Below are 13,674 nucleotides of genomic sequence, written 5' to 3'. Positions count from 1 at the left end.
ACCAGTCCCCTCTCCCTTCGGAGCGGGGCGCGCAGCCAGGGCTAGGGAGCGGGAGCTATCCGTGCGGCGTTCAGGCTTGTGCGTCAGCCCCATGCCCTTCCGCCATCGCCACCACTACCTTGCGCGGCCCGGAGAACGGCGAGCGCGCATGGGCGGCGAGCATGTTGTCGAGCATCAGGACGTCGCCGCTGCACCAGGGGAAGCTCACCTTGGCCTCCTCCAGCACGCCGCGGATTTCGTCGAGTACCGATGGTTCGATGGGGCTGCCGTCGCCGTAGTAGACGTTGCGCGGCAGATCCTCCTCGTCGACGATTTCCAGCAGGCTCTCGCGCACTTCCGGCGGCAGGTTGGAGACATGGAACAGGTGCGCCTGGTTGAACCAGACCCAGTCGCGGGTCACCGGGTGCTGCGCGACGGCCTGGCAGACCTGGCGGGTGCGCAGCTCGCCGTCTTCCTTCCATTCCCAGCCGATCCGGTGGGCCTTGCAGTAGGCCTCCACCACGGCCGGATCATCGCTGTTGAACACCTGCTCCCAGGCCACGTCCAGGCCGTTGCCGAAGTTGCGGGTGTACATCAGGCCGCGTTCGCTGAAGCGGCGGCGGATGCCTTCGTCCACCTGGCGGTAGATCTCGCGACTGTCGGCGATGGGCGTCTCGCCGCCGCTCTGTGCGGCCTGCACGCAGTGGAACCAGATCTTCATGGGCCATTCGCGGGTGTAGGCCTGCTCGTTGTGCAGCGGGATGTGCTGGTGCGGCGGGTACTCGGTGGAGGTGTACACGCCACTGGTAACGTTGCTGCGCGGGGTGGAGCCGAACTCGTAGTTGAGCAGCGGATGGCCGAAGCCGGCGGCGAACTCACGGAAGCGCTCCGGTGCGCCGACCTGGAAGCCGCGGAAGAGCATGCCGGCGCAGACCGGCAGGCGTTCCGCCACCAGCGGGCGCAGCTCGGCCAGGGCGTCGAGCAGGTCGATGCCGTCGCCGCGGGCCTGGACCAGCAGCGGCAGGCCGCCGCGCGCTTCGGCCAGGGGAGCAATGTCGAACAGAGAGGAGCTTGGCATCGGGGTCTCCGCTTGAATCGATCAGGCCAGCGCTGCGCTGGTCGACTGGCCGGGCTGGCGCAGGTGGCCGAGCAGCAGCTCGAGCAGGCGCGCCTCGCCGGTATTGAGGAAGAAATGGCCGCCGTCGAGCATCTCCAGGGAGAAGCCTGCGCTGGTTTCGTCCTGCCACGCGGACAGGGAATCCACCGAGAGCCGGTCGGCCTTGCCGCCGAACACATGGATCGGACAGGCCAACGGTGCACGGGGGCGGTAGTCGTAAAGGCCGCAGAGGAGGAAATCGGCGCGCATCACCGGCAGGGTCAGGCGCAGCATTTCCTCGTCGGCGAATACCGCTTCGGGCGTGCCGCCCAGGCGGCGCATGCGCTCGATCAGCTGGGCATCGCTCTGCTCCTGTGCCAGCTCGCGATGGCTGTCGCGGCGGGCCGGCGCGGAGGCTGCCGAGGCGAACAGCGCCTGCGGCCTCGGCAGGCCGCGCTCGCGCAGGGCGTGGGCGAGCTCGAAGGCCAGCAGGCCGCCGAGGCTATGGCCGAAGAGCGCGTAGGGCTGGTCGAGGCGCGCGGCGATTTCATCCGCCAGTTGGCTGGCCAGGGCACGCAGATCGGTCTGCAGGCTCTCGGCGAAGCGCCGGCCACGGCCGGGCAGCTCCACCGGGCAGGCTTCGATCCAGTTCGGCAACTGGCGCTTCCAGCGGGCATAGACCATGGCGCTGGCGCCGGAGTACGGCAGGCAGAACAGGCGCAGCATCGGTTACTGCACCTCGGCCATCTTCTGCCGAAGGCTCAGCGGGCGCATGTCGGTCCAGTTGGCTTCGACGAAGGCGAGGCAGTCGACCTTGCTGCCCTGCTTGCCTGCTTCGCGCCAGCCGGCGGGGACTTCCTTGTAGTCCGGCCACAGCGAGTACTGCTCTTCGCCATTGACCAGCACCTTGTAAACCGCATCTTCGCGATCGAACGCCATCGCCCTTCTCCTTCAGCTGTATGGAATGCCGGCCACCGGCCATTACCGATGTTTTCCAGCTCTGCCATGAAGACGAGGGAGATGATGAAATAGTTAGTGTTCTCGGATGCGATTAATTCTCATAAGATATGTGCCGGCGAAATTTCCAGGCTTGTCCTTCACCCGAGTACCGAGAGACCTGACGAATGGATTCGAATGAAAAATCTTCACACTGGTGTTGGAACCCTGTTCCAGAGCGATAGTCGGAGTCTTCCGAATAAATTGATAATAATTATCATTTGATCTAGATTGACCGCCTCAACCCATGTGGACGTCCCCGCCTCCGCCGCCGCATAGGAAACCTTGCATGTCCAAGCCAATGCCCGCCGAGCCGCGCCCCGCTCTCCACGAGCTGTTCGCTACCCACCGGCAGACCTTCATCAATGCGGCCGCACGCATCCTCGGCTGCCGCAGCCATGCCGAAGACGTGGTGCACGATGCGTACATCAAGCTCAATGCGAGCGACCTCACTCCCGGCATCCAGTCGCAGAGCGGCTACCTGATGCGCGTGGTGCGCAACCTGGCCATCGACCTCTATCGCCGCCAGGCGCTGGAGAAGCGCTACTCGGGTAGCGAGGAAGAAGGCATGCACATCGCGACGCCGTCCGCGTCACCGGAGACCGAGCACGAGGACCGGCAGACCCTGGAGGCTATTTCCAGCGCCCTGCAGACCCTGCCCGAGCGCACCCGCTACGCCTTCGAGATGTACCGCCTGCACGGCCGCACGCAGAAGGAGATCGCCGAGGAACTGGGCGTTTCCCCGACCCTGGTGAACTTCATGGTGCGCGATGCGCTGGTCCACTGCCGCAAGACCCTCAAGGGGCTGGAAGACGGCAAGCCCTGAGATTCCGTTTTGAGCCTCAGCCTTCCGCCAGGGCGCGGAAGGTCAGTCGATACTGCTCCGGCGTGGTGCCCGACAACCGCCGGAACATCGCGATGAACGCCGAAGGGCTGCTGTAGCCCAGGTTGAAGGCGATCTGCTGCACCCCCTCCCCCGATGCCAGTGCCTCGATGGCGGCGAGAAACCGCAGGCGCTGGCGCCATTCGCCGAACGACATTCCCAATTCCCGCTGACACGCCCGCGCCAGGGTGCGCTCGGTGCTGTGCACGCGCTCGGCCCATTGTGCGAGGGTGCGGTTGTCGCCCGGCTCGGCCTGCAGCGCGGCCAGCACTTCACCCAGTGCACCACCGTTGGCATACGGCAGGTAGTCGTCGTGCGGCTGCGCGGCCTGCAGCTGGTCCATCACCACCTCGGCCAGGCGCTGGTCCGCCGAACTCTGCGGGATGTTCACCCCGCGCGCGGCGAAATCGGAAAGGATCGCCTTGAGGATGTCGCTGATCGCCAGCGTGCAAGGGGACTGCGGCAACTTGCAGGCCAGTTCGGCGGATACGTAGAGCGAGCGGTAGATGATCGCCTGGCGGTTGTAGCAGCTGTGTTCGAGCCCCGGCGGCACCCACACGGCGTACTGCGGCGGCGAGAGGAAGCGCTGGCCGTCCACCTCAAGCTCCATCACTCCGTGGGAGGCGTAGTTGAGCTGGCCCCAGGCGTGGCGATGGCTGGGCGAGTGGGTGCCGGCGTCGAACTCGTCGTAGCGGAAGTACAGCTCGGCGGGCAGTTGATCGATGTCGGGAAGCGGGAGCGGCAGTGCGCGGGTCATGTCCGAATGCCGGGGTGGATTGTCCGGTTTTCATTATACGTCTGGATTCGGACGGGCGGACAATGGCGGTCGATTGTGGAGCACCCTCTCCCCAGCCCTGGCTACGCGCCCCGCTCCGAAGGGAGAGGGAGCCGTCCGGAGTGCAGCGCTACAGCAGAGTCAGCCGGCGAGCACCGCACGCGCCAGACCGTCCCCCCTCCCTTCAGGGTGAGGGAGAGGGAAAAATCCCCGCGCCAAACCAAAACCTGAGACCTGCAAGAACCCATGAATTACCTGTTCCCCCTGCTGGCCGTGGTCATCTGGTCCGGCAATACCGTCGTCAACAAGCTCGCCGTGGGGCAGATCGCCCCGGCGGAGATCGGCTTCTTCCGTTGGGTTCTGGCCGGCGCACTGCTGACGCCCTTCCTGCTGCGCGCCACCCTCGTGCACGGGTCGGTGATCCGCGACAACCTGGGCAGGATCGTCACCCTCGGCCTGCTCGGCATGGCCGTCTACCAGTGCCTGGCCTACTATGCCGCGGCCCTCACCTCGGCGACCAACATGGGCATCATTCTCTCGCTGATGCCACTGATGTCTCTTGCGCTGGCATCGGTGCTGCTGCGCCACAAGCTGAGCGTTGCCGCAGTGGTGGGTGCCCTCGTCTCGCTGGGTGGCGTGCTGCTGGTGATCACCCAGGGCAATCCGCGGCAACTGATCAGCCACGGGGTAAACCTGGGCGACGGCATGATGATCGTCGCCACCCTCGCCTACGGCGTGTACGGCGTACTGTTGAAGAAGTGGAACCTGCCGTTGCCGCCGCTGCTGATGCTGTACCTCCAGGTGCTGGTCGCCATCGTCGCGCTGGCGCCGCTCTATGTGGCCTCGCCGCACCATGGTCTGAACGCTGCCAACCTGCCGCTGGTGATGTATGCCGGGCTGCTGGCCTCCATCGTCGGCGCGCTGGCGTGGATGCAGGGCGTGCAGCGCATGGGGCCGAGCCGCATGGCGCTGTTCTTCAACCTGCTGCCGGTGCTGACCGCCGCCATCGCCTCGGTTGTGCTGGGCGAGCAGTTGACCAGCTACCACCTGGTGGGCGGCGCGCTGACCCTGACCGGCGTGCTGCTGGCCGAGCTGTGGCGACCGCGGGCAAAGCCCGCCGCCATCGGCGCGCGCTGACTCGGATGTTCTCGTAGGAGCGAGCTTGCTCGCGAACCGCTTGACGCAAGCGTCGCCGGAAAATTTGTTCGCGAGCAAGCTCGCTCCTACAGATTCGCGCCAGTGCGGAATTCCCGCATCAGGGTTGCCACCAGCTGCGCCGCCGACATCTCCCGCGACAGCGGCGCGCCCTGCCCGGCCCATTGCACGGCAAAGTCGGTATTGCCCTTGGCTGTCGCAGCAGCCGTCAGTGCCTTGGCTGCGTCATAGGTGATCGGGTAGTCGGGCAGCACCGGCGCGTTCGCGCTGCCCAGATCGGTAAACAGCCGATTCACCATGCCCCGCGCCGCGCGGCCGGAAATCGCCGCGGTCACCTCGGTACGCTCCCCGCGCTCGCCTCGCAGCGCCGCCTTGAACGCCGCATTGGCCGAAGACTCGTCGGCAGCGATGAACGCCGTCCCCATCTGCACCGCCTGCGCGCCCAGTTCGAACACCGCGCGCATGCCCTGCCCGTCCATGATGCCGCCGGCCGCAATCACCGGCAGGTTGGTGCCTTTTACCAGCGTGCGAACCAGCGCGAAGGTGCCGATGCGCGCGTCCTTCTCCGGCTCGAACACGCCCCGGTGCCCGCCGGCCTCATAGCCTTGCGCAACGATCGCATCGATACCCGCCGCCTCGATGGCCCGGCCTTCCGCAAGGCAAGTGGCGGTCGCCAGCAGGCGGATGCCCGCGGCCTTGAGGCGGTCGATCCACGCCTGCGGCGGCAGGCCGAAGTGGAAGCTGACCACTGCCGGACGCGCCTCGATGAGGAACGCCAGCATCTGGGGGTCAGCCAGGAAGCTGCGGTAGATCTCGGTGATCTGCGCAGGCGGCTGCGCATCGAACTCGGCGAACAGCGGGCGCAGGTGTTCCAGCCACGCTGCCTCGCGCGCCGGGTCCGCCACGGCTGGGCGGTGGCAGAACAGGTTGAGGTTGAGCGGCTTGTCGGTCAGCACGCGGGTCTGCTCCAGCAGGGCCCGGGCCTGGGTGGCACTGCTCGCACCCAGGCCGATGGAACCCAGCCCACCGGCGTTGGACACCGCAGCGGCCAGCGCCGGGGTGGAGACGCCGACCATGGGCGCCTGGATGATGGGGTGCTGGATGCCGAGCAGTTCGGTGATGCGCATGACGGGGTCCTCGGGGTCGGAGCCGGCGGCGGGGCCGCCTGGCTGATTTGCACTTGACCAACAATCTCACAAAGAGAATATTATCTACAACTTATTCTCTAAAGAAGATCGACAATGGATCTCTCCAGCCTGGAAATCTTCCGCTGCGTCGCCGAGGAACAGAGCGTCACCCGCGCTGCCGCTCGCCTGCAGCGCGTGCAATCGAACGTCACCACGCGCATCCGCCAGCTTGAAGACGATCTCGGCGCGGCGCTGTTCCTGCGTGACGGCAAGCGCATGACGCTGACCGACCAGGGCCGCGAGTTCCTCCGCTACGCCGAGCAGTTGCTGGCCCTGGCCAGCGAAGCGCGGCAGTCGCTGCACCCGCAGAGCGCTGCCGGCAGCCTGCGCCTGGGCAGCATGGAAGCCGCTGCGGCCAGCCGGTTGCCGAATATCCTCGCTGGCTTTCACCGCGCGTATCCCGAGGTCGAACTGCACGTCAGCACGGGGCATAGCCAGAAGCTGATCAATCAGGTGCTGGACCGCCAGCTGGACTGCGCGCTGATTTCCCACCCTGACATCCTCCACGCCGATCCGGGTTTCGAATCGCTGCTGGAACGGGGCCTGTGCGCTGAACCTGTGTTTCGCGAGGAACTGCTGCTGGTGCTGCCCGGCGACCACCCGCCAGTCGAGCGCCCCGAGGATGTGCAGATCCGCACCCTGGTGGGCTTCGCCCGTGGCTGCACTTACCGCCAACTGCTCGAGCGCTGGTTGAAGGGGGCCTCGCTCGCCGTGCAGGAAGTGGGCTCCTACCACGGTATCCTCGCCTGTGTGAATGCCGGCTCCTGCTTCGGCGTCCTGCCGCGCTCGGTGCTGGAGCTGCAACGGGACATGCCGGCCTTGCAGGTGGTACCGCTGATGGAAGTGGACACCCTGCTGATCTGGCGCGACGGCTTCGCCACCGGCGCCTTCCAGCGCTGGCGGGAAGCCCTGGAGGCACGCTCGTGAGCCGCACTCGGCGCCTGCCCGCCGCACTGTCCGCAGCGCTGATCCTGGCTGTCGGCATGGGTTTCGGCCGTTTCGCCTTCACCGGGCTCTACCCGCTGATGGTCCGTGACGGCGTGCTCAGCGTCACTGGCGGTTCCCTGGCCGCCTCGGCCAACTACGCCGGCTACCTGCTCGGCGCGCTGCTGCTGGCGCGCAGCCACGAACGACATGCGGCTCGCATCTGCGTGATCGCCCTGGTCGGCACCCTGGCCACCCTCGCCGCCATGGCCATTCCCGCGCCGACCGGGTTCGCCATCGGCGTACGCCTGCTGGCCGGCGTGCTCAGCGCCATGGCCCTGGTCAGCGCCGCGCAATGGCTTTTGCAGGCCATGGGTGAAAGCCAAGGCGCGCCGATGATGTTCGCCGGCGTGGGGATCGGCATCCTCGCCTCGGCGGAGCTGATCGCCGCCGGCAACGCCTTTGGTCTGGGCAGCGCAGCTATCTGGTGCGTGCTGGCGCTGGCCGGGCTGGTGCTGGCGCTGCTGGCCGCGCCCGCGCTCGGTCGGGAGGCACCGACCGCGCCGCATCACACAGCGAACGGGGTGGGGACCGTGCCGGAGCTGTCCGCGCCGATCATCCTGCTGGTCTACGGCCTGGCCGGCTTCGGCTACATCATCACCGCCACCTACCTGCCATTGCTGATGAAGAGCGGCCTGGGCGCCATCGACCCGTTGCAGGTCTGGGCCGCGTTCGGCCTGGGGGCTGCGCCATCCTGCTTCCTCTGGCATCGCCTGCACCTGAAGCTGGGCGGCCGGCGAGCATTGGCGCTGAACCTGCTGGTACAGGCGGCGGGCGTGATGCTGCCGGCACTGGGCGACTCGGCATTCCTTTATCTGGGCAGCGCGGTACTGGTAGGCGGCAGCTTCATGGGCACCGTGACCATCGCCATGCCGGCGGCCCGCGCGGTGGCCGCACAGGTTCGATTCAACATGCTCGCCGCGATGACGGCACTGTATGGCATCGGACAGATCGTCGGGCCGCTGGCCGCCAGCGCCCTGCGCGGGCTGACCGGCAGCTTCATCCCGGCCCTGGGGGCGGCGGCCAGTGCACTGCTGATCGGCGCGCTGTGCTGCCTGCCGTTGCGCCGCGCCGAGGTGGTGCCCACGTAGGGCGCATAACCTGGAACAGGTTATCCGCCGACCACCTCATGGCGGATAACGCTGGCGCGTTATTCGCCCTACAAATTCACGGTTCAGGCCGGCGGCTGCTGGCGGAAGGAGACGCCCAGGCGGTTCCACAGGTTGATCGCGCCGATGGCCACGGTCAGGTCCACCAGCTCCCGCTCACTGAACTGCTCGCGGGCGAGCTGGAAGACCGCCAGCGGCACCTTGGATTCGGACAGCAGCGTGACCGATTCGCACCAGGCCAGCGCCGCCCGTTCGCGCTCGGTGAAGAACGGTGACTCGCGCCAGACGCTGACGGCGAACAGGCGCCGCTCGGTCTCGCCGTTGCGCCGGGCTTCCATGGCATGCATGTCGGCACAGAAGGCGCAGTCGTTCACCTGCGACACGCGCAGGCGTACCAGCTCCAGCAACGGTTTTTCCACGGACAGTTCGAAGGTGGCGGCTTCCAGCGCCAGCACCGCCTTCAGCGCTTCCGGCGAGGCGGTGTAGTAATCCAGACGCGGCTCCATGATGGCACTCCAATAAATGACCGGGGCATTGTGCGCCGCACCGCGACCCAGGCAGGTGACCAATCCGCCGGATTTCGACCGCGCAACTTCACCGCGCAACAAGCCGGCGCTACGCTTGCCGCACTGCCCAGAAGCTGCGGAGTTCGCCCTTGGAGCTGCACCTGATCATCCACGGCCAGAAGGATCTTGCCGGGCAACTCTATCGCCAGCTGCGCGAAGCCATCGACTCCGGCCGCCTCGCCGCCGGCACGCGCCTGCCGCCCAGCCGCCTGCTGGCCGAGCAGCTGGGCATCTCGCGCAAGACCATCTCCGACACCTATGCCCAGCTGACCTACGAAGGCGTGCTGGTGGGCAGGATCGGCAGCGGTACCTTCGTCAACACCCACCTGCCGCGCCACGACCGGCGCCAGGACGGCGTGCGCTTCGCCAGCCAGGACAACATCGAGCGCTGGGCCAGCCTCGACACCCGCCTGCGCCACCCCGGCACTGGCACGGCGAAAGCCGACTTCATCGGCGGCGCCACCACCCAGTTGCAGTTTCCCCAGGAGGAATGGCGGCGCTGCGTGAACCATGCCATGCGCCAGATGGCCGGCCTGCGAGGGCATTACAGCTCGCCCGAGGGCATCGCGCCGCTGCGCGACGGCATCGCCCGGCACATTGCCTATGCCCGCGGGGTGAACTGCCAGCTGGACGACGTGATGGTCTGCAACGGCGCGCAGCAGGCGCTGGACCTGCTCGCCCGCGTCATGCTCCGCCCCGGCGACAAGGTGGCCATGGAAGACCCCGGCTATACCCCGGCGCGGCTGATCTTCCAGACCCTGGGCGCCGAGGTGGCCAGCGTACCGGTGGACGCCGAAGGCATCTGCGTCGAGCTGATTCCCGACGGCACGCGGATGATCTACACCACACCCTCCCATCAGTTCCCACTGGGTATGCCGATGACCCCGGCGCGCCGCGAGGCGCTGCTGGCGCGGGCGCTGGAACTGGGCGCACTGGTGATCGAGGACGACTATGACAGCGAATTCCGCTATGAAGGCCGGCCCGCCGACGCGCTGCAGAGCCTCGACCGCCACGGCGTGGTGGCTTACATCGGCACCTTCTCCAAGGTGCTGCTGCCGGAGCTGCGCCTGGGCTACCTGATCCCGCCGCCCAGGCTGTTTCCGGCACTGGTGCAGGCCAGGCAGATTTGCGACTGGCACAGCTCGACGCTGCCGCAGTGGGCGCTGGCCAGGTTCATCAGCGAGGGCTATCTGCTCAAGCACATCCGCCGCTGCCACGGCATCTATGCCGGGCGCCGCGAACGCATCCTCGCGCGGCTGGCGGGCGACCTTTCGCCCTGGCTGGAAGTGGTGCCTTCGGTGGCCGGTTTCCATCTAACAGCGCTCCTGCGCGAGCCGCTCAACGTAGCGCTGCTCACCGAGCTGGCGCGCAAGGTGGAAGTCGGCCTCTATGGCCTGGCGCCCTTCCATCACCAGGTGCCGGTACGCGACGGCCTGCTGCTGGGCTTCGGCGCCATCGACACGCTGGACATCGACCCGGCCCTGGACAAGGTGCGCGACCTGTTGCAGCAGTTGGCCTGAGCCATACCATCATGCCCAGCGAGCGTAGGAGCGGACTCCGTCCGCGATGTGCCACCGGCAGGCCCGGAGCTGCCGGAGATCGATCGCGGACGAGTCCGCTCCTACGTACAGCTCCCCTCACCTGCCGGGCCCTTGTGGGCGCGAGCTTGCTCGCGAACCGCATGGCACGGTGCTTGTTCGCGAGCAAGCTCGCTCCTACAGGTCCGTCAAGCGGGGCGTATTGGCCCAATGGTTTTCCCAAGAATTGGTGGTTCAGGTGGAGGCGCCGCGTCCGTAACCTTCCAGCATCGGTTTTGAAAACCGGTTCCGGCCTTTATCGAATCGCAACCTCAGTGCCCAATGGCCGCTCATCCGGCCAACAGAAGGAGCCTCGCCATGTCCCCGTCCGCCATTGCCATCGTCCGCGTTCAGGCATTCCCCGGCCAGACTGCCGCGCTGGGCGATCACCTCAATGAGTTGCTCCTACAGGTCCGCCAGCAACCCGGCTGCCAGTCCGGGGAGCTACGGGCGCTGGACGCCGATCGCTGGCAGGTCAGCACATGCTGGACCAGTCAGGCCGAGTTGGACGCGCACCTGTCTGGCCCGAAGGCACAGCGGTGGCTGGGCCAGCTCGGCAGCGGAGAGCTGGCGCTGGGTCTGGAGTTCGAGAGCCGCATCGCCGAGTGACTCAGAACGGCGAGCGCACCACGCCGCCGTCCACCCGAAGTGCCGCGCCATTGGTGGCCGAAGACGCCTCGGAGCAGACGTAAACCACCAGGTTGGCCACCTCCTCCGGACGCGCAAAGCGCTGCAACAGCGAACTGGGACGCGCGCTGCGGAAGAACTCCGCCTCGAACTCCGCGAACGGCTGGCCGCCGGAGAGTTTTTCGACGAATTCGTTGACGCCCTCGGAAGCGGTCGGCCCCGGCAGCACCGCGTTCACCGTCACGCCAGTGCCGGCGCAGGTTTCCGCCAGCCCGCGGGACAGGCTGAGCTGGGCGGTCTTGGTGACGCCGTAATGAATCATCTCGACCGGAATGACCATCCCGCTCTCGCTGCTGATGAACACTACTCGCCCCCAGTTCTTCTGTTTCATCCCCGGCAAGTAGGCGCGCGACAAGCGCACGCCGGAAAGCAGGTTCACATCGAGGAAGCGCACCCAGTCTTCGTCAGGAATCTCCTCGAAGGGCTTGGGATCGAAGATGCCGAGGTTATTCACCAGGACGTCCACGGACGGGTAGCGCTTCACCAGCGCGGCAACCTGTTGCGGATCGGAAAGGTCACCGGCAAACCCCTCGACCTTCGCATCCGGCTGCCCGGCGCGAATGCGCGCAAGCGCGTCATCCACGGAAGATTGGCTGCGTCCGTTGACGATGACCGTCGCCCCTTCACGGGCCAGGCCCTGGGCGATGGCGAAACCGATACCCTTGGTCGAACCGCTGACGAGGGCGAGCTTGTCGGTGAGGTGCAGGTTCATGGATGTCTCCGGCGATGGCGAAGTAGTCGGCCGCGGCGTTGCGCCGCACGCCCGTGGACCGCTGAGGATAGATGAGAGTTGGCGCTGTCAACGCCCCGCCGGGTTCTCGGGTTTCGCCGGCGCCGCGTGCCACTGCTCGCGCGGCACCCATTTGGCCTCCTGCGGATCGCCCAGGTAGTGCGGCGACATGATCTGCACACCGAACTCGTTGAACACATCCTGGATATTGGCGTGCAGCACGCTCAGCAGCAGCGCGCGCGGGCGCGGCTCGCTCGGAACTGCCTGGGCCACCAGGCGGTACTCGGGGTAAAAGTCTGACAGGGCGGTCTGGAACACCTGCGGTGCCGGGGCTTCGAGGATGCCGTCGGTGCGTCGCGCCGCCTCGATCAACATGGCCTCCACCTGCCGCCATGGCGTGTCGTAGCCGATGGTGACGACCGTATCCACCACATAGCCCTGCCCCTGCACGATGCGTGAATAGTTGCGCGTCACCGAGCCGGTGATCATCGAGTTGGGCAATGTCAGGACCTCGCCCAGGCCGGTGCGAATCGTGGTGTTGAATACGCCGACCTCGGTGACCGTGCCTTCGTTGTCGCCGATACGGACGAACTCGCCGACCCGCAGCGTGCGCGAGTAGGTGAGGATCAACCCCGAGGCAGCCTGGCCAATGACGCTGGATGCACCCAGGGAAATCATCAGGCCCACCAGCACCGACAAGCCCTTGAAGGCTTCCGTACCGGAACCGGGCAGGTACGGATAAGCCATCACGATGGCGAACAGCCAGATCGCCAGGGAAGTCAGCCGTGTCGTCGGCTGCAGGGTTTCCTCGGTCAACCAGCGCAGGTTTCCCGGTCGCGCCATGCGTTGCAGCACGTGGCGGGCAAAGCCGCTGATGGCGCGGGCGATGATCAGGATGCAGAGGGCCACCGCGAGGCCGGGCAAGGCATCGAGCATGCCATTGATGAGGTAGCGCGCCAGGTTCACCAGGTGCACGTTGAGGCTTTCACCCCACGGCCGGGTATAGGGGAAGCGCGACAGCACGAAACTCAACCACTGGTAGCTGAACAGGAACACCAGCAGCCAGTAGACCAGCCAGATCAGCCGGCCGACCAGGTAATAGAGGTAGCGGCTGCCCAGCAATGGCGTCTGGCCCACTTTCAGTCGACCGCTGTGGCGGCTCATCACGCCGGGTAGCCGCTCCAGCAACTTGTTGCGCACATAACTGACCCCGCGCAATGCGGCACCGTAGATGAGCGTCGCCAGGGCCGCCAGGCCCAGCGCAGTCAGCAGGAAGCGCAGGCTATGCGCCTCCTGGTTTTCCTCCACCACCAGGCGCAGGTTGGCGGCGGCCTGTTCGGCGGCGGCGCGTACCGAGGCACCGGGAGCGTCGAGGTCTGCCGGGGAAATGATGAAGGCGCGGCTGAAGCCCAGCAGCACCAGGTAGCTGTCCTGGACTGGATCGATGCTGACCGCCAACCCGTCGCTGCCTTGCAGCGCCTCCTCGATGGTCGCCTTGGCCCGATGGGCGCGGACAGCCGGGGATTCCCCGAGCAAGGTAGCGCGCAGCACCACAATGGAGCGATTACCTACCTTCAGTTCCGTTGCCGCATCGGCGGGAGCAGCTGTAGCAGCCGGTTTGTCCTCCGCATGCCCGCTGCTCGCCCAAACAAACGCCAGCCAGAGCATCACCAGCCATCGACCCAGTTGCATCCCCATTCCCCGCTCCCTGATGTTCCGGCGCACTGCCACGGCCTCTGATGGACCTCAGGCCAAGCGTAGTCAATAGCGGATTACCTGCCTGCGGGCAGCGGAATTATCGCGCCATCGACAGCCAAATCCTGCGCACGCCTAGGAAGATGCGGTTTTCGCCCCAGGACGCTGTAAGAATTCTGATACAGCGCTGATACCAGGTTGTCGCTTATGTCGCTGTTCTACTGGCGAAAATTCCATTCCCGACTAGCGTCAATT

General features: G+C 66.5%; 14 protein-coding genes. 6 read left to right on the top strand and 8 right to left on the bottom strand.

Annotated elements, in window-relative coordinates:
- Nucleotides 1-70 precede the first annotated feature (70 nt).
- Genes MJ122_RS07240 through MJ122_RS07230 form a run of 3 tightly spaced genes read right to left on the bottom strand, consistent with a single transcriptional unit; the run spans nt 71 to nt 2,014 of the window.
- Entirely contained in the window at nt 71-1,057 is a 987-nt protein-coding gene (locus MJ122_RS07240; RefSeq protein ID WP_239743289.1) for a TauD/TfdA family dioxygenase, read from the bottom strand.
- Nucleotides 1,058-1,078: 21 nt separating this feature from the next.
- A complete protein-coding gene (locus MJ122_RS07235; RefSeq protein WP_088418644.1) occupies nt 1,079-1,801 on the bottom strand; it encodes an alpha/beta fold hydrolase in 723 nt (240 codons plus the stop codon).
- A gap of 3 nt (nt 1,802-1,804) precedes the next feature.
- On the bottom strand, nt 1,805-2,014 hold the full coding sequence (locus tag MJ122_RS07230; RefSeq protein WP_017520929.1) for an MbtH family protein: 210 nt from the start codon (nt 2,012-2,014) through the stop codon (nt 1,805-1,807).
- Between the two features lie 346 nt (nt 2,015-2,360).
- Between MJ122_RS07230 and MJ122_RS07225 the strand changes: the two genes are divergently transcribed.
- A complete protein-coding gene (locus MJ122_RS07225) occupies nt 2,361-2,897 on the top strand; it encodes an RNA polymerase factor sigma-70 (RefSeq protein WP_088418642.1) in 537 nt (178 codons plus the stop codon).
- A 16-nt stretch (nt 2,898-2,913) separates the two neighbouring features.
- Here MJ122_RS07225 and MJ122_RS07220 read toward each other — a convergent pair whose 3' ends face one another.
- The gene (locus MJ122_RS07220; protein WP_239743287.1) at nt 2,914-3,711 is read right to left on the bottom strand and encodes a helix-turn-helix transcriptional regulator; all 798 of its coding nucleotides are present in this window, start codon (nt 3,709-3,711) and stop codon (nt 2,914-2,916) included.
- 264 nt (nt 3,712-3,975) lie between these two features.
- On the opposite strand from MJ122_RS07220, the gene MJ122_RS07215 reads away from it, so the two are divergent.
- Nucleotides 3,976-4,866 (top strand): DMT family transporter, encoded by an 891-nt coding sequence (locus MJ122_RS07215; protein WP_239743284.1) that lies wholly within the window; start codon nt 3,976-3,978, stop codon nt 4,864-4,866.
- An 86-nt stretch (nt 4,867-4,952) separates the two neighbouring features.
- Here the strand turns inward: MJ122_RS07215 and MJ122_RS07210 are convergent, their stop codons facing one another.
- Nucleotides 4,953-6,011: a nitronate monooxygenase gene (locus tag MJ122_RS07210; RefSeq protein ID WP_239743282.1), complete on the bottom strand. Its 1,059-nt coding sequence runs from the start codon at nt 6,009-6,011 to the stop codon at nt 4,953-4,955.
- A 114-nt stretch (nt 6,012-6,125) separates the two neighbouring features.
- On the opposite strand from MJ122_RS07210, the gene MJ122_RS07205 reads away from it, so the two are divergent.
- Nucleotides 6,126-6,998: a LysR family transcriptional regulator gene (locus MJ122_RS07205; RefSeq protein WP_239743280.1), complete on the top strand. Its 873-nt coding sequence runs from the start codon at nt 6,126-6,128 to the stop codon at nt 6,996-6,998.
- Nucleotides 6,995-8,146, top strand: coding sequence for a YbfB/YjiJ family MFS transporter (locus MJ122_RS07200; protein WP_239743278.1), 1,152 nt, complete (start codon nt 6,995-6,997; stop codon nt 8,144-8,146). Before MJ122_RS07205 ends, MJ122_RS07200 begins: the two co-directional genes overlap by 4 nt.
- An 83-nt stretch (nt 8,147-8,229) precedes the next feature.
- Here MJ122_RS07200 and MJ122_RS07195 read toward each other — a convergent pair whose 3' ends face one another.
- The gene (locus MJ122_RS07195; RefSeq protein WP_239743276.1) at nt 8,230-8,670 is read right to left on the bottom strand and encodes a carboxymuconolactone decarboxylase family protein; all 441 of its coding nucleotides are present in this window, start codon (nt 8,668-8,670) and stop codon (nt 8,230-8,232) included.
- A 149-nt stretch (nt 8,671-8,819) separates the two neighbouring features.
- Between MJ122_RS07195 and MJ122_RS07190 the strand changes: the two genes are divergently transcribed.
- Both MJ122_RS07190 and MJ122_RS07185 read left to right on the top strand, forming a co-directional pair.
- Nucleotides 8,820-10,250, top strand: coding sequence for a PLP-dependent aminotransferase family protein (locus tag MJ122_RS07190; RefSeq protein WP_239743275.1), 1,431 nt, complete (start codon nt 8,820-8,822; stop codon nt 10,248-10,250).
- Between the two features lie 375 nt (nt 10,251-10,625).
- Nucleotides 10,626-10,916: an antibiotic biosynthesis monooxygenase gene (locus MJ122_RS07185; protein WP_239743273.1), complete on the top strand. Its 291-nt coding sequence runs from the start codon at nt 10,626-10,628 to the stop codon at nt 10,914-10,916.
- Nucleotide 10,917: 1 nt separating this feature from the next.
- Here the strand turns inward: MJ122_RS07185 and MJ122_RS07180 are convergent, their stop codons facing one another.
- Together MJ122_RS07180 and MJ122_RS07175 are read right to left on the bottom strand one after the other, a co-directional pair.
- Nucleotides 10,918-11,706: an SDR family oxidoreductase gene (locus MJ122_RS07180; RefSeq protein WP_239743271.1), complete on the bottom strand. Its 789-nt coding sequence runs from the start codon at nt 11,704-11,706 to the stop codon at nt 10,918-10,920.
- 87 nt (nt 11,707-11,793) lie between these two features.
- Nucleotides 11,794-13,422 carry a mechanosensitive ion channel domain-containing protein gene (locus MJ122_RS07175; RefSeq protein WP_239743269.1) on the bottom strand — a complete coding sequence of 543 codons (1,629 nt, stop codon included), beginning with the start codon at nt 13,420-13,422 and terminating at the stop codon, nt 11,794-11,796.
- Between the last annotated feature and the right edge of the window lie 252 nt (nt 13,423-13,674).

Source organism: Pseudomonas sp. DP-17, assembly GCF_022380625.1.
GTDB lineage: Bacteria > Pseudomonadota > Gammaproteobacteria > Pseudomonadales > Pseudomonadaceae > Pseudomonas > Pseudomonas nitroreducens_A.
The sequence above is the reverse complement of the archived record's forward strand: the minus strand, read 5'-3'. Positions and strand labels throughout refer to the sequence as shown.